Annotated in this window: 17 protein-coding genes; 8 read left to right on the forward strand and 9 right to left on the reverse strand. The window is 74.8% G+C overall.

The features are described from left to right. Positions 1-118: 118 nt before the first annotated feature. Complete coding sequence (locus ACGFMM_RS16920) at positions 119-454, reverse strand: hypothetical protein (protein ID WP_393647103.1); 336 nt, start codon at positions 452-454, stop codon at positions 119-121. Between the two features lie 190 nt (positions 455-644). Between ACGFMM_RS16920 and ACGFMM_RS16925 the strand changes: the two genes are divergently transcribed. Next, entirely contained in the window at positions 645-3476 is a 2832-nt protein-coding gene (locus ACGFMM_RS16925; RefSeq protein WP_393647104.1) for a DEAD/DEAH box helicase, read from the forward strand. Continuing rightward, positions 3473-4792, forward strand: coding sequence for an SWIM zinc finger family protein (locus tag ACGFMM_RS16930; protein ID WP_393647105.1), 1320 nt, complete (start codon positions 3473-3475; stop codon positions 4790-4792). The genes ACGFMM_RS16925 and ACGFMM_RS16930 overlap by 4 nt, the downstream gene beginning before the upstream one ends. On the opposite strand, the gene ACGFMM_RS16935 is transcribed toward ACGFMM_RS16930, so the two are convergent. Next, positions 4779-5351 (reverse strand): hypothetical protein, encoded by a 573-nt coding sequence (locus ACGFMM_RS16935; protein ID WP_393647106.1) that lies wholly within the window; start codon positions 5349-5351, stop codon positions 4779-4781. The genes ACGFMM_RS16930 and ACGFMM_RS16935 overlap by 14 nt on opposite strands. Before the next feature lie 218 nt (positions 5352-5569). On the opposite strand from ACGFMM_RS16935, the gene ACGFMM_RS16940 reads away from it, so the two are divergent. Continuing rightward, a complete protein-coding gene (locus tag ACGFMM_RS16940; protein WP_393647107.1) occupies positions 5570-6340 on the forward strand; it encodes a chaplin family protein in 771 nt (256 codons plus the stop codon). A 70-nt stretch (positions 6341-6410) separates the two neighbouring features. Here the strand turns inward: ACGFMM_RS16940 and ACGFMM_RS16945 are convergent, their stop codons facing one another. Both ACGFMM_RS16945 and ACGFMM_RS16950 read right to left on the reverse strand, forming a co-directional pair. Then, complete coding sequence (locus ACGFMM_RS16945; RefSeq protein ID WP_393647108.1) at positions 6411-7067, reverse strand: DUF2293 domain-containing protein; 657 nt, start codon at positions 7065-7067, stop codon at positions 6411-6413. A gap of 29 nt (positions 7068-7096) precedes the next feature. Beyond that, complete coding sequence (locus tag ACGFMM_RS16950; protein WP_393647109.1) at positions 7097-7555, reverse strand: hypothetical protein; 459 nt, start codon at positions 7553-7555, stop codon at positions 7097-7099. An 85-nt stretch (positions 7556-7640) separates the two neighbouring features. Here ACGFMM_RS16950 and ACGFMM_RS16955 point away from each other — a divergent pair, with 85 nt between their 5' ends. Beyond that, positions 7641-8375 carry a hypothetical protein gene (locus ACGFMM_RS16955; RefSeq protein WP_393647110.1) on the forward strand — a complete coding sequence of 245 codons (735 nt, stop codon included), beginning with the start codon at positions 7641-7643 and terminating at the stop codon, positions 8373-8375. A 349-nt stretch (positions 8376-8724) separates the two neighbouring features. Here the strand turns inward: ACGFMM_RS16955 and ACGFMM_RS16960 are convergent, their stop codons facing one another. Further along, on the reverse strand, positions 8725-9936 hold the full coding sequence (locus ACGFMM_RS16960) for a pyridoxal phosphate-dependent aminotransferase (protein ID WP_393647111.1): 1212 nt from the start codon (positions 9934-9936) through the stop codon (positions 8725-8727). A gap of 87 nt (positions 9937-10023) precedes the next feature. Here ACGFMM_RS16960 and ACGFMM_RS16965 point away from each other — a divergent pair, with 87 nt between their 5' ends. Genes ACGFMM_RS16965 through ACGFMM_RS16975 form a run of 3 tightly spaced genes read left to right on the forward strand, consistent with a single transcriptional unit; the run spans position 10024 to position 11755 of the window. Then, positions 10024-10650 carry a winged helix-turn-helix transcriptional regulator gene (locus tag ACGFMM_RS16965; RefSeq protein ID WP_393647112.1) on the forward strand — a complete coding sequence of 209 codons (627 nt, stop codon included), beginning with the start codon at positions 10024-10026 and terminating at the stop codon, positions 10648-10650. Then, positions 10647-11123 (forward strand): hypothetical protein, encoded by a 477-nt coding sequence (locus tag ACGFMM_RS16970; protein WP_393647113.1) that lies wholly within the window; start codon positions 10647-10649, stop codon positions 11121-11123. The genes ACGFMM_RS16965 and ACGFMM_RS16970 overlap by 4 nt, the downstream gene beginning before the upstream one ends. Beyond that, positions 11120-11755: a uridine kinase gene (locus ACGFMM_RS16975; protein WP_393647114.1), complete on the forward strand. Its 636-nt coding sequence runs from the start codon at positions 11120-11122 to the stop codon at positions 11753-11755. Before ACGFMM_RS16970 ends, ACGFMM_RS16975 begins: the two co-directional genes overlap by 4 nt. Positions 11756-11817: 62 nt before the next feature. On the opposite strand, the gene ACGFMM_RS16980 is transcribed toward ACGFMM_RS16975, so the two are convergent. The 4 genes from ACGFMM_RS16980 to ACGFMM_RS16995 form a co-directional block, all read right to left on the reverse strand. Further along, positions 11818-12705 carry a carbohydrate kinase family protein gene (locus ACGFMM_RS16980; RefSeq protein WP_393647115.1) on the reverse strand — a complete coding sequence of 296 codons (888 nt, stop codon included), beginning with the start codon at positions 12703-12705 and terminating at the stop codon, positions 11818-11820. Continuing rightward, positions 12702-13613, reverse strand: a complete 912-nt coding sequence (locus tag ACGFMM_RS16985) for a pseudouridine-5'-phosphate glycosidase (protein WP_393647116.1) — start codon at positions 13611-13613, stop codon at positions 12702-12704. The genes ACGFMM_RS16980 and ACGFMM_RS16985 overlap by 4 nt, the downstream gene beginning before the upstream one ends. An 86-nt stretch (positions 13614-13699) precedes the next feature. Continuing rightward, positions 13700-14839, reverse strand: coding sequence for a hypothetical protein (locus ACGFMM_RS16990; RefSeq protein WP_393647117.1), 1140 nt, complete (start codon positions 14837-14839; stop codon positions 13700-13702). Beyond that, on the reverse strand, positions 14823-15650 hold the full coding sequence (locus ACGFMM_RS16995) for a hypothetical protein (RefSeq protein WP_393647118.1): 828 nt from the start codon (positions 15648-15650) through the stop codon (positions 14823-14825). The genes ACGFMM_RS16990 and ACGFMM_RS16995 overlap by 17 nt, the downstream gene beginning before the upstream one ends. A 417-nt stretch (positions 15651-16067) precedes the next feature. Here ACGFMM_RS16995 and ACGFMM_RS17000 point away from each other — a divergent pair, with 417 nt between their 5' ends. After that, entirely contained in the window at positions 16068-16424 is a 357-nt protein-coding gene (locus ACGFMM_RS17000) for a cupin domain-containing protein (RefSeq protein ID WP_393647119.1), read from the forward strand. Positions 16425-16437: the final 13 nt, after the last annotated feature.

The raw sequence follows: 16437 nt of genomic DNA on the forward strand, positions 1-16437 counted from the left end.
ACCCCCCCCCGGCCCCGTGGCCGCCTGCCCCCGCGGCCACCAAACCCCCCGCGTTTCCGGGGGGCGGCCGCCCCGTCGTCGTGCCATGCCGCCGTGCGTGCGGCCGTCCTCGTCCGCGTCAGTGGACGACCGTGAAGCTGCGCCAGGGCAGCCTGTCCGGGGCGATGGTGTCGGCGCTGTTGGTCGCCACGTACGTGGAGACCCGCCCGCTGCAGTCCCGGGTCGGGTACAGAATGATGTCGACCAGCGTGTTGTTCTCGATCCTCTTCACGCCGGCGGGCGCAAGCCGGTGGCAGCCGTTGACCGAGGGGCTCGTCACCGTGACGAGCACGTCGCGTTGGGTCTCGTACGTGATCGTGCCCACGGCGCTGCGGCCGAGGTCGGAGCAGCCGGCGACGGCGAGGGGCAGGAGCGCGGCCGCGGCGGCGAGGCCGAGGCGCCGATGAGTGGACATGGCGGATCCTCGTCTGTGTGCTGGGTCGGGACGGGTCGGGACTCCTGGCCACCATGTCGCGCCCGGTACGGCCTGTCACGCGGTGCTGGGCCGCCCGGGCTACGCCGCGTCACCGGCCGTTGTCAGTGCTCGCCCGTATGGTCGGAAGTCCAAGTCGTCGATCCGTCGCGGACCGGGAGGTGAGCAGGTCATGAGCCCCGCATGGCACAGCTGTGCCGCCGTCTTCCTGCCCGCCGCGCTGCCGCGCGAGGGACGGGTCGCCTTCTGGTCGCCCGACGGCAGCGCCCTGCCCGAGCCTCCGGACGGCACCGGGACCCGCACCGAGATCACGGTCGCCCGCCGGCACGGCAACGGGGCCCGAGGCCGTACCGTCCCCGCCGTCGTCCTGCCCGTCGGCGAGGCCCTGCCGCGGCTGGTCGCCGCCCGCCGGCATCCGGCCGCCCACCCTGCCGCGGCCTGCTGGGGCGCCGCCGCCCTGCACGCCCTGCAGCTCACCGCCCGGGGCCGGCTGCTGCCCGGACTGACCGCCGACGACCTCGACGCCTGGCGGGCCGGCCCGCTCGACCCCGCCGACATCGCCCACCTGCGGGCTGTTGCCGCGGCCATGCCGTACGAGGCGCACGCCGTGCCCGTCCCCGGGACGGGCCCGCTGCGGCTGCCCGACCCCGAGGCGCTGGTCCGCGCCTTCCTCGACGCCGTCGCCGACACGCTGCCGCGCAGCCCGGCGGCCGCCCACGCCGCGGGCCGGCCCTTCGCCGCCCCGGAGCCGCAGCATCTGCCCGGCGCCCGCGCCTGGGCGGCGGAGGCCGCGGCCGGGATGGACGCCGGGGTCCGGGTGTCGCTGCGGCTCGACCTGTCGGGTTTCGAGCTCTTCGACATCGCGGAGGAGGGCGGCGAGGAGCGCCCGGCGGCCGCCGCGCTGCTCCAGGTGCACAGCCTCGCCGACCCCACCCTCGTCATCGACGCGGCCGCCCTGTGGACGGGCCGGGGCGACGAGGCCTTCGGGCCGCGCGCCCGGATCGACGCGGTCCTCGCGCTGCGCCGCGCCGCCCGCGTCTGGGCGCCGCTCGCCCGGCTCCTGGACCGGGACGTCCCCGACGTCCTGTCCGTCACCGAGGACGAGCTGTACGAACTCCTGGGCCCGGCCGCGGCATGGCTCGCCGACGCCGGGGTCGCCGTGCACTGGCCTCGCGAACTGGTCCGCTCGCTCACCGCGACGGCCGAGGTCCGCCCCGCCCGGTCCGCGCCCGGCTCCGCCACCGACGGGACCTCGTTCTTCGAGGGCACGGAACTGCTCCGCTTCGACTGGCGGCTCGCCCTGGACGGCGACCCGCTGACCGAGCAGGAGATGGACGCGCTCGCGGAGTCGCACCGTCCCGTCGTCCGGCTCCGCGACCAGTGGGTGGTCGTCGACCCCGCCCTGGTCCGCAAGGCCCGCAAGCGCGAACTGGGCCTGCTGGAGCCGGTGGACGCGCTCGCCGTGGCCCTCACAGGCACGGCCGAGGTCGACGGCGAGACCGTCCCCGCGGTGCCCGTCGGAGCGCTCGCCGAGCTCCGGGACCGGCTCGCGGCCGGGCCCGGCACGGTCGCCCAGCCGGCCGGCCTGGACGCCACCCTGCGCGACTACCAGCTGCGCGGCCTCGCCTGGCTGGACCTGATGACCTCCCTCGGTCTCGGCGGCTGCCTCGCCGACGACATGGGGCTCGGCAAGACCGTCACCCTCATCGCCCTGCACCTGCGCCGCGCCCGCAGCGCCCCCACCCTCGTCGTCTGCCCGGCGTCGCTCCTCGGCAACTGGGAGCGCGAGGTGCGGCGGTTCGCCCCCGGCGTCCCCGTCCGGCGCTTCCACGGCGCCGAGCGCTCACTCGACGGCCTCGACGGCGGCTTCGTCCTCACCACGTACGGCACCATGCGCACCAGCGCGGCCGAACTCGCGGCGCGGGACTGGGGGATGGTCGTCGCCGACGAGGCACAGCACGTCAAGAACCCGTTCTCTGCGACGGCCAAGGCCCTGCGCACGATCCCCGCACCCACCAGGGTCGCGCTCACCGGCACTCCCGTGGAGAACAACCTCTCCGAGCTGTGGGCGCTGCTCGACTGGACCACCCCCGGACTCCTCGGCCCCCTCAAGGCGTTCCGCGCCCGGCACGCCAGGGCGGTGGAGAACAACGAGGAGATCGAGCACCGGGAGGCCGTCGAACGGCTCGCCCGGCTGGTCCGGCCGTTCCTGCTGCGACGCCGCAAGTCCGACCCCGGGATCGTGCCCGAACTGCCGCCCAAGACCGAGTCCGACCACCCCGTGGCGCTCACCCGGGAACAGGCCTCGCTGTACGAGGCGGTGGTCCGCGAGACCCTGGGGCGGATCGAGGACGCCGAGGGCATGGCCCGCCGCGGCCTGGTGATGAAGCTGCTCACCTCCCTCAAACAGGTCTGCAACCACCCCGCCCAGTACCTGAAGGAGCCCGCGGCACGCGGTGGTCACCGGCTGGCCGGCCGCTCCGGGAAGCTGGCCCTGCTCGACGAGCTGCTCGACACGATCCTCGCCGAGGGCGGCTCCGTCCTGGTCTTCACCCAGTACGTGTCCATGGCACGGCTGCTCTCCGAGCATCTGGCCGCCCGCGGCATCACCGCCCAGCTCCTGCACGGCGGCACGCCGGTGGCCGAGCGGGAGCGGATGGTCGACCGCTTCCAGTCCGGCGAGATCCCGGTGTTCCTGCTGTCGCTCAAGGCCGCGGGCACCGGCCTCAATCTGACCCGCGCCGGCCATGTCGTCCACTTCGACCGCTGGTGGAACCCGGCCGTCGAGGACCAGGCCACCGACCGCGCCTACCGCATCGGGCAGACCCAGCCGGTGCAGGTGCACCGACTGGTCGCCGAGGGCACGGTCGAGGACCGCATCGCCGAGCTGCTGCGCTCCAAGAAGGCCCTGGCCGACGCCGTCCTCGGTTCCGGCGAGGCGGCGCTGACCGAGCTGACCGACCGTGAGCTGGCCGACCTGGTGTCCTTGAGGAGGTCGTCGTGAACGCCCGCCGCTTCCCCGCCGAGCGCCGCGTCCCGGCCGGCCGGCCCGGCGCGGCGAACCGGTCCGGCCCGGCCGCCCGCCACGACGACCGGCGCCGCACCTTCCCGCCGGTGCCCCCGCGCGCCGCCCCCGACGGCCGCTTCGCCGCCACGTGGTGGGGCAACGCCTGGGTGGAGGCCCTGGAGGACACCGCCCTCGACCCGGCCCGGCTGGCCCGGGGCCGGGCGTACGCGGGCCGCGGCCAGGTCGACGCGATCACGGTCGCGCCCGGCCGGGTCGTCGCGTACGTGCACGGCAGCCGGCCCCGCCCGTATCGCACCGAGATCCGGCTGCGCGTCCTCGGCGACGACGACTGGGAGCGGTTCCTCGACACGGCCGCCGACCGCCCCGAGCACATCGCCGCCCTCCTCGACAAGGACGTGCCGCACGCGCTGGCCGCCGTCGCCGACCTGCTGCCCGCGCCCGGCGACCTCGTCCCCGACTGCTCCTGCCCCGACGACGGCTTCCCCTGCAAGCACGCCGCCGCCCTGTGCTACCAGGCGTCCCGGCTGCTCGACGAGGACCCGTTCGTGCTGTTCCTGATGCGCGGCCGCGGCGAGCAGGAGCTCCTTGCCGCGCTCACCCGGCGCAACGCGGCACGCTCGGCCGCCGAGAGCACCACCGCGGCCCCCGAGATGCCCACCCTGCCGGCCCGCTCCGTGCTCCCGCCGAGCACCGGGGGACGCGCCCTGCCGCCGCTGCCCGAACCGCTGCCGGCACCCGCGCAGCCCGGCCGCCCGCCGCTCCCGCCGCCGGACCGGGACGCCCCCGACCCCCTGGCCCTGGACCTGCTCGCCACCGAGGCCGCCGCCCGGGCGTACGCCTTCCTCGCCACCGGCACGGACCCGGTGGCCGCACTCAGCCCCTGGCAGGACGCCGTCCGGCTGGCCGCCGCGCACCCCGGCTCGGGCCTCACCGCCTCCACCCGGGCGCTCTACCGCGACCTCGCCGACGCCCTCGACCGCACCCCCACCGATCTGGCCCGCGCGGTCGCCGCCTGGCGGCAGGGCGGCGCGGCCGGACTGGAGGTCCTGGAGGAGCCCTGGGATCCGCCCGCCGGGCCCTTCGACCGGGCCAGACCCGCGCTGCTCGCCGCCGACCTGCCCGCCTTCCGGCCCTGGCGCAACCGGCTGTCCACCCGCACGCTCCAGCTCCGCCTCGGCCGCGACGGCCTCTGGTACGGCTACGAGTCGGACGCCGACCGCGAGGACTGGTGGCCCCGGGGCGACCCCGACGCCGACCCGGTCGGCGCCGTCACCGCGCTCATGGGCCGCTGACGGCCGCGCCCCGCCCGGCCGCGCCGCCGTGCTCGTACGCCCAGCGCGTCAGGGTCCGGAAATCGGCCTCCCGCAGGCCGCGCCGGGGATGGATCCGCAGCAGCAGCGCCGGGGCGTCGTGGCGCGCGGCCACATACGTCTCGTCGCGCCGCGTGATCATGTCGTCGACCCAGGCGAACGGCCGCCCCGCGGCCCACTCCAGGAGCGGGCGGGTCTTCCAGTACAGGCCGTCGTCGTTCTTCGCGAACAGCTCGGGCCATTCGATGACCGGCAGGTCGGAGGGCAGCCCGACGACCGGGGCGATCATCTCGTTCGCCTCGTGCATCCAGGTGGTCGCCCAGGCCAGTTCGTACGGCAGCGTCCGCAGCCGCGGCCCGTGCGCCGGGTTGAGCACCACCTTCAGGCCGCGCCGCAGCCGGCGGGACCCGGGGGCCTGCCGGGACGACCAGTTCGACGGCCGGAGGCGGTGCGCGGTGTAGCCGCGCAGTCGGGGGAGCCGGGCCGCGTACGGATTGAGCGGCCCGTCGACGTCGAGGAGGAGGAGCGGACGGTCGGTCATGCCAAGAGCGTTACCCCGAACGGCCCTCGACAAGTCCCCGGACGGCCGCGCTCGGCCCCGTGACCACGGGGTGCGGGCACGAAGGGGTGCCCCGTCACGATCAACTCCACTCCACCCGTTCGGGTGAAACCGGCGACGGGCCTCATCCGGACGCCCGCGGTGGGCGTTATTTCCGGTACGGGCGCATGCCCGTGCATACCTCCGGAAGGCAGGAAGCCATGAGGCAGATTCGCCGAAGTGGTCTGGCCACACTGATGGTCACGGGCGGCGCGCTCGCCCTCTCGGCGGGCTACGCACACGCCGACTCGGCCGCTGAAGGCGCAGCCGTCGGCTCACCGGGCGTCGGCTCAGGCAACGCGGTCCAGCTGCCGGTGCACGTCCCGGTCAACGTCTGCGGGAACACCGTCAACGTCGTCGGCGTGCTCAACCCGGCGTTCGGCAACGGCTGCGCGAACGGCTCCGGCGGCTCGCACGCCGCCGGCGGTGGCGCCGGGGCCCACAAGGACCTGCCGGGCACCACCCGGTCCGGCGGCGGGCAGGCCGGTCACGGCGGCCAGAACGGCCACAGCGGCGGCGGGCACCAGGGCGGTTCGACGAACGGCGGCGGCGCGAACGCCGACGGCGTCGCGAAGGGCTCGCCCGGGGTCCTCTCCGGGAACGGGATCCAGCTGCCGGTCGACCTCCCCGTGAACGTCAGCGGGAACTCGGTCAACGTCGTCGGCATCGGCAACCCCGCGTTCGGCAACAGCTCGGTCAACGGTCCGGTCACCCCCGAGACCCCCGAGGAGCCGGCCGCCCCCGGCGAGCCCGAGCCCGCGCCCGGCAAGAACATCGTCGTGCCGCCGGCCCACGAGCCGCATGGGGAGACCGAGGAGCTCGCCGAGACCGGCGCGAACCTGGCCGGCTACGGCATCCCCGCGAGCGCGGCGCTGCTGCTCGGCGGCGCGATCCTCTACCGCCGCTCCCGCACGGCCGACGCCCGCGTCTGACGCCCCGGTCGGACGCACGCGTGTGACGCCCGCGTCCGACCCCCGCGCCCCTTCCCGGGGGCGTCGGCGTTCACCCCCGCCAGGCCCGGAGCACCGTGTCGATGACCGGCGCCACCCTCGTCCGGGCCTGGTTGCGGGGCACGCCCCGCATCAGCAACGCGTCGTACTCCGTGTCCACATGCCGTACCGACGCGCGTACCGCGGCCGTGACCGCACCCCGGTCCAGGGACCGGCCCGCCGCGGTCCGCCCCACCCGGCCGCTGCCGCGCTGCGAGGCGTGCGCCGCGATCTCGGCGACCCGGTCCTCGGGGCAGCGCGGGAAGAGCCGCCGGATCTCCGCGGCCAGCGTCTCCCGCACCCGCACGTCCTGGGCCGCGCGCCGCACCGCGTCCCGCGCCCGCCGCCGCGCCCGGGCCTCCGCGTCGGCCAGACAGGCCTCCTCCGCCGCGGCCAGCGCGGCCTCCTCCACCAGCAGGCCCTGCCGCTCGTAGCGGGTCCGCCGCCGGTTGTGCCGTACCACCAGCGCCCACAGCTCGCTCGCCTCGCGCGCCCGGCGGGTGAGGGCCGTGTCGCCGTGCGGCAGGAAGACCAGATGGCCGAGGTCGGCGCAGTCCAGACAGAGCGGCGCGTTGAACTCCAGCACCATCCGCTCCAACGGCCCCGCACCGCACTCGGTACAGCGCCGGCGGCGCAACGGCTCGACGACGACGGGCGCGACGAGCTCCATGACGGCCTCCCTCGCTCGGCGGACTCCGCTCAGCGCACCCCGGGCGCGGCGGCCTCGATGAACAGCGAGATCGCCTCCTTGGCCTGCGCCCCGCGGTTCGCCCGTTCCTCCTCGTCGGCCGCCTCGTGGATGCAGTTGGTCACCTCGTAGGCCTGCTCGGCCAGTTGACGGGTCTTCGGATCGTCGCAGACCAGCTGGACCCGGAAGAGTGCCTGGCTGGCGGCGCGCCGCCGCGCGTACGAGGTGTAGCGGGCCGCCTCCGCCGTCTCCGTGCCCGGCACCTCGAGCGCCCGGAACCAGCGGTCGTTCTGGCTGTGCCGGTAGTCGACCAGTGCTCCGGCGAAGGAGCTGTACGCGGTGATCCGTTCCTGGCGCAGCTGCTCGTCCCGGGCGAGCACCGCGGAGCGCTCGGTGGTCCGGCTCTGGAACCAGTGCGTGGCGGCGACGCCGAGCAGGGTTCCGAGGACGGCTATCAGCGCCGCATCCATGTCTGCGTACTCCTTCGACTCGGTCGGGCACGATCCTGCGATATTCGTTCGAGGCGTCGCCCGCGGACGCGTTAGGGTCGGTCGCGTGGCAACGAAACTCAATCAGATCATCGCAGTTGAGAAGGGCGTCAAGTCCAAGGCTCAGCAGGACCTGACGGCCGCGCACCAGGGACTGCAGAAGCCCGCGCTGCTCGCCGGCATCGCCCGGACCTACCAGCCCAAGGACGAGGAGGGCGAGCAGCTGCCGCCCGAGTCGACGCTGGTGCAGCTGAAGGCCGAGGAGGTCCTGAAGGACACGGCCAGGACGCTCACCCGGCTGTTCGATGTGACCGCCACGAAGGACTGGGCCAACGGCGAGGCCCGCGCCGATGTCGTCGTCGACGGCCGGGTCGTGATCGGCCAGGCGCCCGTCTCGTATCTCCTGTTCCTGGAGAAGCAGTTGGCGGAGCTGATGGCTTTCATCCGCAGGCTGCCGGTGCTCGACGCGGCCGAGTCGTGGACGCAGGACCCGTCCACCGACGCCTGGAAGACCGAGGCGGTGCGCACCGTCCGGACGAAGAAGGTGCCGCGCAACCACGTCAAGGCCGAGGCCACGGACAAGCACCCGGCGCAGGTCGAGGTGTACTACGAGGACGTGCCCGTCGGGTACTGGACGACCGTGAAGTTCTCCGGCGCGCTGCCCGCCCGCCGGGTCAACGAGCTGGTGGACCGGGTGGAGAAGCTCCAGCAGGCCGTGAAATTCGCCCGCGAGGAGGCCAACTCCACCGAGGTCGTGGACCAGCGCGTGGGCGACGCCGTCTTCGGCTACCTGTTCGGGTAGCCTCATGAACTCCCCGGCCGTGCAAGGCGGTCGGGGTGCGCGAGGAGCGCAAAGCTGAAACTGAAGCTTGTCGTGAATCCGCGGCCCCGTCGACCGGGGGCGCGGTCAGACTCAGACTCTTGCTCCAGACTCAGCATTCGCCGTTCATCGCCGGACGACCGGGCCCGGGCCCGAACGTCGAGTTGCTGGTTCGAATCCAGCCCGCGGAGCTCGATCCGCGGTGGCCCAAAGGAAGGGCGCGGCGTCATCAGACTGACCCGGAGCCGCATGCCGTCCGGCGTGTGATCGTGAACGGCATCCACAGGGCTCGGGGGTTGGCTACGCCCCCGGGCCCGCTCCTTTTGCGGTGCTACTGCTTGTAACCGCTCAGGAAGCGGCCGATGCGGCTGATCGCGGCGTCGAGGTCGTCGGCGTACGGCAGGGTGAGGATCCGGAAGTGGTCCGGCCGCGGCCAGTTGAAGCCGGTGCCCTGCACGACCTGGATCTTCTCGCGGAGCAGCAGGTCCAGCACGAACTTCTCGTCGTCGTGGATCGGGTGCACCTTCGGGTCGAGCCGGGGGAAGGCGTACAGCGCGCCCTTCGGCTTGACACAGGAGACGCCGGGGATCTCGTTGAGCTTCTGCCACGCCTTGTCGCGCTGCTCGTACAGCCGGCCGCCGGGGGCGGTGAGCTCATGGATGGACTGCCGGCCGCCGAGCGCGGCCTGAATGGCGTACTGGGCGGGGGCGTTGGCGCACAGCCGCATGGAGGCGAGCATGGTGAGCCCCTCGAGGTAGCTCTTCGCATGCTGCCGCGGGCCGCTGACGACCAGCCAGCCCGAGCGGAAGCCCGCCACCCGGTACGTCTTCGACAGGCCGCCGAAGGTGAGCACGACGAGGTCCGGGGCGAGGGAGGCGGCCGGGTAGTGGACGGCGTCGTCGTAGACGATCTGGTCGTAGATCTCGTCGGCGAAGACCATCAGTCCGTGCCGCCGGGCCAGGTCGAGGATGCCCTCGACGATCTCCTTCGGATAGACGGCGCCGGTGGGGTTGTTGGGATTGATGATCACGACGGCGCGGGTCCGGTCGGTGATCTTCGCGGCCATGTCGTCCAGGTCCGGATACCAGTCGGCCGACTCGTCGCACAGGTAGTGCACCGGCTTGCCGCCGGCCAGGGCGGTGACCGCGGTCCACAGCGGGAAGTCCGGGGCGGGGATCAGGACCTCGTCGCCGTCCTCCAGAAGCGCCTGCACGGCCATGGAGACCAGCTCGGAGACGCCGTTGCCGAGGAAGACGTCGTCGACGTCGACGTCCGGCAGTCCCATGGCCTGGTAGCGCTGGGCGACCGCGCGGCGGGCGGAGAGGACGCCTCGGGAGTCGGTGTAGCCGTGCGCCCTGGGGAGCATCCGGATCATGTCCTGGACGATCTCCTCGGGGGCCTCGAAGCCGAAGAGCGCGGGATTGCCGGTGTTGAGGCGCAGGACGCTGTGGCCCGCCTCCTCCAGGGCGTTGGCGTGCTCGATGACCGGGCCCCGGATCTCGTAGCAGACCTCGCTGAGCTTGCTCGACTGCCGGAACTCCATGCGACTGCCTCCCCAAAAGTGCTGTTGCTTGGTTTTACCAAGTTCGGGCTTGGAAAGTCCAACGACAATCTGTCTAGACTGCGTCCCATGCCACGTCAGCCCAGCCGGCCCCGCCGCCGGAGCTACGACCAGTACTGCGCCGCCGCCCGAGCCCTCGACGCCGTCGGCGACCGCTGGACGCTGCTGATCGTCCGTGAACTCCTCGCCGGGCCACGCCGCTACACCGATCTGCACGCCGATCTGCCGGGCGTCAGCACGGACATGCTGGCCGGACGGCTCAAGGACATGGAACGCGACGAGCTGGTGACGCGCCGCCGGCTCCCCGCGCCGGTCTCCGCGTCCGTGTACGAACTCACCGAGCGGGGGCGCGCCCTGCTGCCCGTGCTGCGCGCCCTCGCCGAGTTCGGCGCGCCCGACCTCGGCGAGCCCCGGCCGACGGACGCCGTCCGCGCGCACTGGTTCGCCGTCCCGCTGCTGCGGGCGCTGGAGGGGACGCCGGGACGGGTGGTCCAGGTGACGCTGGACGCAGGGGAGTTCCACGTACGTGCCGGGGACGAGGGGCCGGCGTACGGCGACGGCCCGGCGGCCGACCCCGACGCGTACCTGCGCACGGACACCGCCACCTGCCGGGCGCTGGCGAGCGGCGAGCTGAGCCTCGCGGAGGCGGTGGCGGCGGGCCGCGCCGAACTCACCGAGCGGGTGAGGAGCGCATGACCGCGGCCCGGGACCTGTGGGCGGTGCTGCCGCCGGAGGTGCGCGAGGAGGTCGACGCCTGGGTCGTCCGCCGCGGCATGGTGCAGGCGATCCACGTCGTCCGCTCCTCGCGCGAGGGCGCCGGGACGGGCATCCACGCGGGCGTGGATCTCGTCGCCTGGCGCATGGAGGTGCTCGGCGACCGGGTCGAACCGCTGCCCGCCGACGACCTGGAGACGCTGGCGGGCCGGGCCCGAGAGCTGCCCGGCGGGCCGCCGGCCGCGCTCAGGCTGGAGTGGGACGGGGACTCGTGGGGCTGGATGCTCGTGCTCCGTGCGGTACTCGACGCCGGGGACGACCGGCCGCCGGTCCTCGCGGTGTGGCGGGGTACGGACTGGGCGGAGCCGCCGGCGACCGCCGCCGCGCTCGCCGGGCGGCTCGGGGTGCCCCTGCACGGTCCGGGTGACGACGGACCGGCAGGATGGGACGGGTGAGATTCGAAGCGATCACCTGGGCGCGGCTGACCAAGGCCGTCGCCGGACGCCTTGACGCCGCCGAGCCCGGCGACGGCAGCGCGTGGCTGAAGGTCGGGATCGACGGCGCACCCGCAGCGCCGACCGGGGAGACCGCGGAGCGGATCGCGCACGCGCTGCGGCTGCGCGGCCGTTCGGTCCTGGTCGTCGGCACGGACGGCTTCCTGCGGCCCGCCTCGCTGCGGTTCGAGTACGGCAAGCAGGACCCGGACGCGTACTACAGCGGTTGGTTCGACACCGGGGCGCTGTGGCGTGAGGTGTTCCGCCCGCTGGAGGCGGGCGGCACGGGGCGGGTCCTGCCCGACCTGTGGGACCCGGTCAAGGACCGTGCGACCCGCAGCCCGTACGCGGAGCTACCGGCCGGCGGCGTGCTGGTGCTGCACGGGCCGTTTCTGCAGGGGCACTGGTTCCCCTTCGACCTGACGGTCCATCTGCGGCTCTCGCGCGGCGCGCTGGCCCGCCGCACCGAGGACGCCTGGACCCTTCCGGCATTCCAGCGGTACGAGGACGAGGTCGCCCCCGCCGACTCCGCGGACGTCGTCGTCCGCACCGACGACCCCCAGCACCCGGCATGGAGCGGCCTCCCGTCCTGACGGCGGGCTGCACCCCTCTGACGGCGGGTTGCACCCCTACGGTCTCCCTCTACGGTCTTCCTCTACGGTCTCCCTCCCACCCTCCCCACCGCCTCCGCTCCCGCCCGGCAGCCCGCCTCCGCCGCCGCCGACGGGGCGGCGCCGCTCAGGCGGGCGGCGAGGAACGCGCCCGTGAAGGCGTCGCCCGCGCCGGTGCTGTCGACCGCGCGGGCGGAGGGCGCGGTGACACGGGCGGTCACCTCGCCCGACTCCGCGACCAGCGCGCCCGCCGCGCCCAGGGTCGCCGCGACGAGCGGGAAGCGGCGGCTCAGGGCGCGGGCCGCGGCCTCCGGCTCGTCCAGGCCCGTGAGCAGGCGGGCCTCGTCCGCGTTGGGAAGCAGCACGTCCACGCCCTCCGCCGCGGCGAGGAAACGCGCCACCCCCATCTCCTTCAGAAACCCCGCCGACGCCGGGTCGACGCTCACCGGGACGCCCGCCGCCCGCGCGTCGCGCAGCGCGGCCCGCACCGCGCCCCGGCTGGTGCCTCCGAAGAAGAGATACCCCGACAGGTGAAGGTGGCCCACACCCTCCAGCAGAGTTGGCGACCAGTCGCCAACCGCCAGCCGCAGCGCCGCCCCGCTGTCGGTGAGGAACGTGCGCTCGGCCGTCGGGTCGACCAGCGCCATCACCGTGGCCGTCGGGGCGGTCCCGTCGACGACCAGCAGCGGCCGCACACCCGCCCCGCGCAACGCGTCCTCGTGCCAGGACGCGTCCCGGGCCCCGACCCGCCCGAGCAGCCGTACGTCACGGCAGCCCGAACGCGCGGCCCAGCAGGCCGCGTTGGCGCCGGCACCGCCCGGCAGCGTACGGATCTCGGCCGCCGTGTCGGTCCCCGGCGCGAGCGGCTCGCGGTGCCGGGCCACCACGTCGGTGACCACGTCCCCGACGACGAGCAGCGCCCCACCCGTCACGCGTACGCCGCCGCGATCCGTGCCGCCAGCCGCACGTTCCCGCGCACCGCCGCCAGGTTCGCCTCGAGGGATGCCCCGGCGGTGTGCGTCATCAGGTACTCCAGCAGGAACGGCGTCACCGCCTGCCCCGTGATCCCGCGCTCCGCGCAGGCGTCGAGCGCCGCGCCGAGGACCCGGTCGTGCACCCCCGGGTCCAACTGCCGGTCCTCCGGCACCGGATTGGCCACGATCAGCGCCGCGTCCGGGCCGCCCAACCCGTCCTGGGCGCGCAGCACCGCCGCGACCTCCTCGGGGGAGTCCAGCGTCCAGTCGACCGGCTCGCCCGACGACGTCAGGTAGAAGCCGGGGAACCGGTCCGTCCGGTAGCCCACCACGCCCACGCCCAGTGTCTCCAGGCGCTGCAGCGTCGCCGGTACGTCGAGGATCGACTTCACCCCCGCGCACACCACGGCGATCGGTGTCCGTGCGAGCAGCCGCAGGTCGGCCGACTCGTCCTGGGTCTCGGTCCAGCCGCGGTGCACCCCGCCCAGGCCGCCGGTCGCGAAGACGCGGACACCGGCCCGCGCGGCCAGGAACGCCGTCGCGGACACCGTGGTCGCCCCGCTGGCGCCGGTCGCCAGCGCCGGCGCGAGATCGCGGTGCCCCAGTTTGCGCACCGAGGGATCCGCCGCGACGCGCTCCACCTGTTCTTTGCCCAGGCCGACGAAGGCCGTGCCGTCGAGGACGGCGATCGTCGCGGGGACCGCGCCGCCCTCCCGTACCAGCGCCTCCAGTTCCTCCGCCACGGCGAGATTACGCGGCCGGGGCAGGCCGTGCGCGATGATCGTCGACTCCAGGGCGACGACCGGCCGCCGAGCGGCCAGCGCCTCCCGCACTTCTTCGGACAGTACGACTGTGGTCTCAGGCATGTCCCATCCCTGGCGCGGTCGATCACCCCGCAAACCTCTGCCGTGCCGCGCCGTCCGAAACCTCAGCCGCAGCCCGGCAGCCGACCTCAGCCGCAGCCCGGCAGCCCCGGCAGCCCGTCCGAGCGCACCACCTGGATCACCGCCCGCGCCCCGGCCGCCTTGGCGTTCCCCTCGCTGTACGCCACCGCGAGCGAGCCGCCGGCGCCCTGCGCGTACCCGTACGGCGGCGTGATCCGCGTGTACGAACCGGCCGTCGGCTCCAGGGCGTACGAGGTCTCCGGGGTGCGCCAGGTGACCAGCCGGCCGTTGACCCGGACCTGGTCGACGCCGTCCGCGCCGGGGGAGCCGGTCACGGCCGCCACCGGCCGGGCGTCGCCGGTCCGCCACACCATCAGCCGCTGCTCCGCCTCGCCGGCCACCCAGGCCCAGGTCGTGCCGTCGGAGGCGACCGCGCGCACGTCCCGCAGCGCGGCGATCGGCGCGGGCAGCGCGGCCGGCCGCAGCGACACCCGGTCCACCGCCGTCAGCCGGGTGCCCGCGCCGGCCGCCTCGCGCCAGACCAGCAGCCGGCCCGCGGCGAACGGCGCGTCCAGTACGCCCGTGTGCACCGACCGCCGCGGGCCCCCGGCGGCCGGGACCGCGTACACGGTCGCCCGCCCGTCGCCGACGCCCTGCGCCCAGAAGACCGTGGCGTCGCGCAGCACCGGCCGCGGCAGCGGGCCCGGCCGGTCCGCACGGGCGAGCCGACGCGCCGCCCCCGTGCGGGAGTCCCACGCGTACAGGCTCCACGGGCTGTCGAGGGTCCGGCCCTCCAGGACCGCGAAGACGGCGTGCCGGCCGTCGAAGTCGGCGGCGAGCAGCTGGTGTTCGACCGGGTCGGCGAGGGTGAGCAGGGTGCGGGGCGGTGCGCCGCCGGCGAGCAGCGCGGCCCGCCGCCGTCCGTCCTCGGTGAGCTGGACGGCCGTCCAGCCGGGCCCGGCGTCCGCGAGCACCGCCCGCGCGCCGCCGGGGGTGCGCAGCGCGCCCGCGTCGAGGGCGGCCCGCCAGGCGGCCGGCAGCGGGACCTCGCAGGCGTCGGCGAGGGTCCGCGGGGTCGCGAGCGGGCGCGGCGGCGGTGCGGGATCGGGCCGCGGCGCCGGACCCGCCGGGGCGCACCCCGCGGCCGGGGCGCCCGCGAGGAGCAGCGCGGCCGCCCACAGGACCCGGCGGCTACCAGACGTAGCCACGGCCGCCCATGATCGTGGTGATGGTGTCGGAGGAGATCCGTGCCGACTTGGGGACGCCGCCCGCCCACGAGATGACGCTCGTGCTCACCCCGCCCACCGGGTCGAGGTAGTTGACCTGGCCGGCCGCGGTGTCGGTGTTGTAGCCGTCGATCGAGACCCAGTGGAAGATCTCGATGTTCGGGTGGCCGACGAGGTGCGGGCCGCCGGGCACCTCCCAGGCGTTGCCGGCGATCGCGTAGTCGTTGTCCGTGTTGTGCGTGATGTGGGCCTTGAAGTTGGCCTTGTCGGTGGACGTCGGGGTGTACGGCAGTGCCTTCGGCACGTAGCCGGAGCCGGGGAGGCGCTGGTTGAGCGCGTCGGCCATCGGATAGCCGGTCGGGTTCGGGACGTTGATGTTGATGCCGTACCAGGCGGTGCCGCCGGTCGTGGTCTTGAGCAGCGTCGCGGCGTCCTGCTGGGACCGGCCGGCCACCTCGTCGCGGGCGGACTGGGTGATGACGAGGGTCGCGGGGCCGCACCAGTAGGAGGTCTTCTGCGACTGGTGGACGCCGCCGGAGAGCTTGTACCCGGCGAGTGCGCGGACCGGGGCGGTGCGCAGCCGGTCGTACGCTCTCGCCGCCTCGGCCTGCTTCTTCGCGGACAGCGCGCGCTGCCCGGCGGTGAGGCGTTGTGCGGGGAGACGGTCGTGCGCGGCCTTGTACGCGGCGCCCGGCGTGGGCTCGGCGGTCGCCGCCGTCGCGGGGGTTCCGAGGGCGGCCGCGAGGAGCAGTGGGGCGGCCAGGGCGGTCGTACGGGCGAGGGGGGAGGTCATCGCGGGCTCCAGCAGGTGTGTGGGGGAGCTGAGAGAGGCCTTCGAGAGGGGGCTCTGACCGCGAGTTTGACCTGTGCACGCCATGAACGGCAGGGCTGCGGCGGCCCCGCGACGAGCAACATTGGGCGTACCAAAGGCGCTCGCCGCGACCTGCGCCGTCGCCGCTCGGCACCACGCGCGGCGGGCGCTGTTTTCGGCCGCGAGGGCTCGAAACGGCGGTTTGCCGGGGCTGCGGAATCCGTGGCTCCCACGCGAGGCGGACGGGCGCGGACGGGGCGGGCCGCGCGATGACCAGCCGGGGTGCGGCGCGTGCCCGCCACGGAATCCGTAGCCGTGTGAACCCGCAGGTCGGAGGGGTCGGTTCGGGGTGCCGCCCCGGTGCGCGGCGGCCGGTTCGCCCGGCTACAGTCACCCGCCATGACGACACACGATCAGCAGTCCTTCGCCGTGCACATCCCCGACGCCGAGCTGGAGCCGGAGCCCCTGGACCCGGAGCAGATCGTCTCCGGAGACCCGGTGGTGACCGGCAAGGTGCTCTGGGAGTCCGCGGACGGCAAGCAGGTGCGCGGTCTGTGGCAGATCACCCCGGGCGTGGTGACCGACACCGAGGCCGACGAACTGTTCGTGGTGGTGAGCGGGCGCGCCACCGTCGCGATCGAGGGCGGCGGCACGCTGGAGCTCGGTCCGGGCGTCGCGGCTGTCATGCGCGGGGGCGAGCGGACCACGTGGACGGTCCACGAGACGCTCCGCAAGGCGTACCACATCAACCTCTGAGCGGCCCCGGCCC

The organism is Streptomyces sp. NPDC048604, from assembly GCF_043199435.1.
In the GTDB taxonomy this organism is placed as follows: domain Bacteria; phylum Actinomycetota; class Actinomycetes; order Streptomycetales; family Streptomycetaceae; genus Streptomyces.

Coding starts and splice junctions, on each gene's coding strand:
- ACGFMM_RS16935 (WP_393647106.1), bottom strand. CDS start 5,351: ATGACCGACCGTCCGCTCCTCCTCCTCGACGTCGACGGGCCGCTCAAT.
- ACGFMM_RS17000 (WP_393647119.1), top strand. CDS start 16,068: ATGACGACACACGATCAGCAGTCCTTCGCCGTGCACATCCCCGACGCC.
- ACGFMM_RS16985 (WP_393647116.1), bottom strand. CDS start 13,613: ATGCCTGAGACCACAGTCGTACTGTCCGAAGAAGTGCGGGAGGCGCTG.
- ACGFMM_RS16945 (WP_393647108.1), bottom strand. CDS start 7,067: ATGGAGCTCGTCGCGCCCGTCGTCGTCGAGCCGTTGCGCCGCCGGCGC.
- ACGFMM_RS16995 (WP_393647118.1), bottom strand. CDS start 15,650: ATGACCTCCCCCCTCGCCCGTACGACCGCCCTGGCCGCCCCACTGCTC.
- ACGFMM_RS16950 (WP_393647109.1), bottom strand. CDS start 7,555: ATGGATGCGGCGCTGATAGCCGTCCTCGGAACCCTGCTCGGCGTCGCC.
- ACGFMM_RS16925 (WP_393647104.1), top strand. CDS start 645: ATGAGCCCCGCATGGCACAGCTGTGCCGCCGTCTTCCTGCCCGCCGCG.
- ACGFMM_RS16970 (WP_393647113.1), top strand. CDS start 10,647: ATGACCGCGGCCCGGGACCTGTGGGCGGTGCTGCCGCCGGAGGTGCGC.
- ACGFMM_RS16965 (WP_393647112.1), top strand. CDS start 10,024: ATGCCACGTCAGCCCAGCCGGCCCCGCCGCCGGAGCTACGACCAGTAC.
- ACGFMM_RS16920 (WP_393647103.1), bottom strand. CDS start 454: ATGTCCACTCATCGGCGCCTCGGCCTCGCCGCCGCGGCCGCGCTCCTG.
- ACGFMM_RS16940 (WP_393647107.1), top strand. CDS start 5,570: ATGAGGCAGATTCGCCGAAGTGGTCTGGCCACACTGATGGTCACGGGC.
- ACGFMM_RS16960 (WP_393647111.1), bottom strand. CDS start 9,936: ATGGAGTTCCGGCAGTCGAGCAAGCTCAGCGAGGTCTGCTACGAGATC.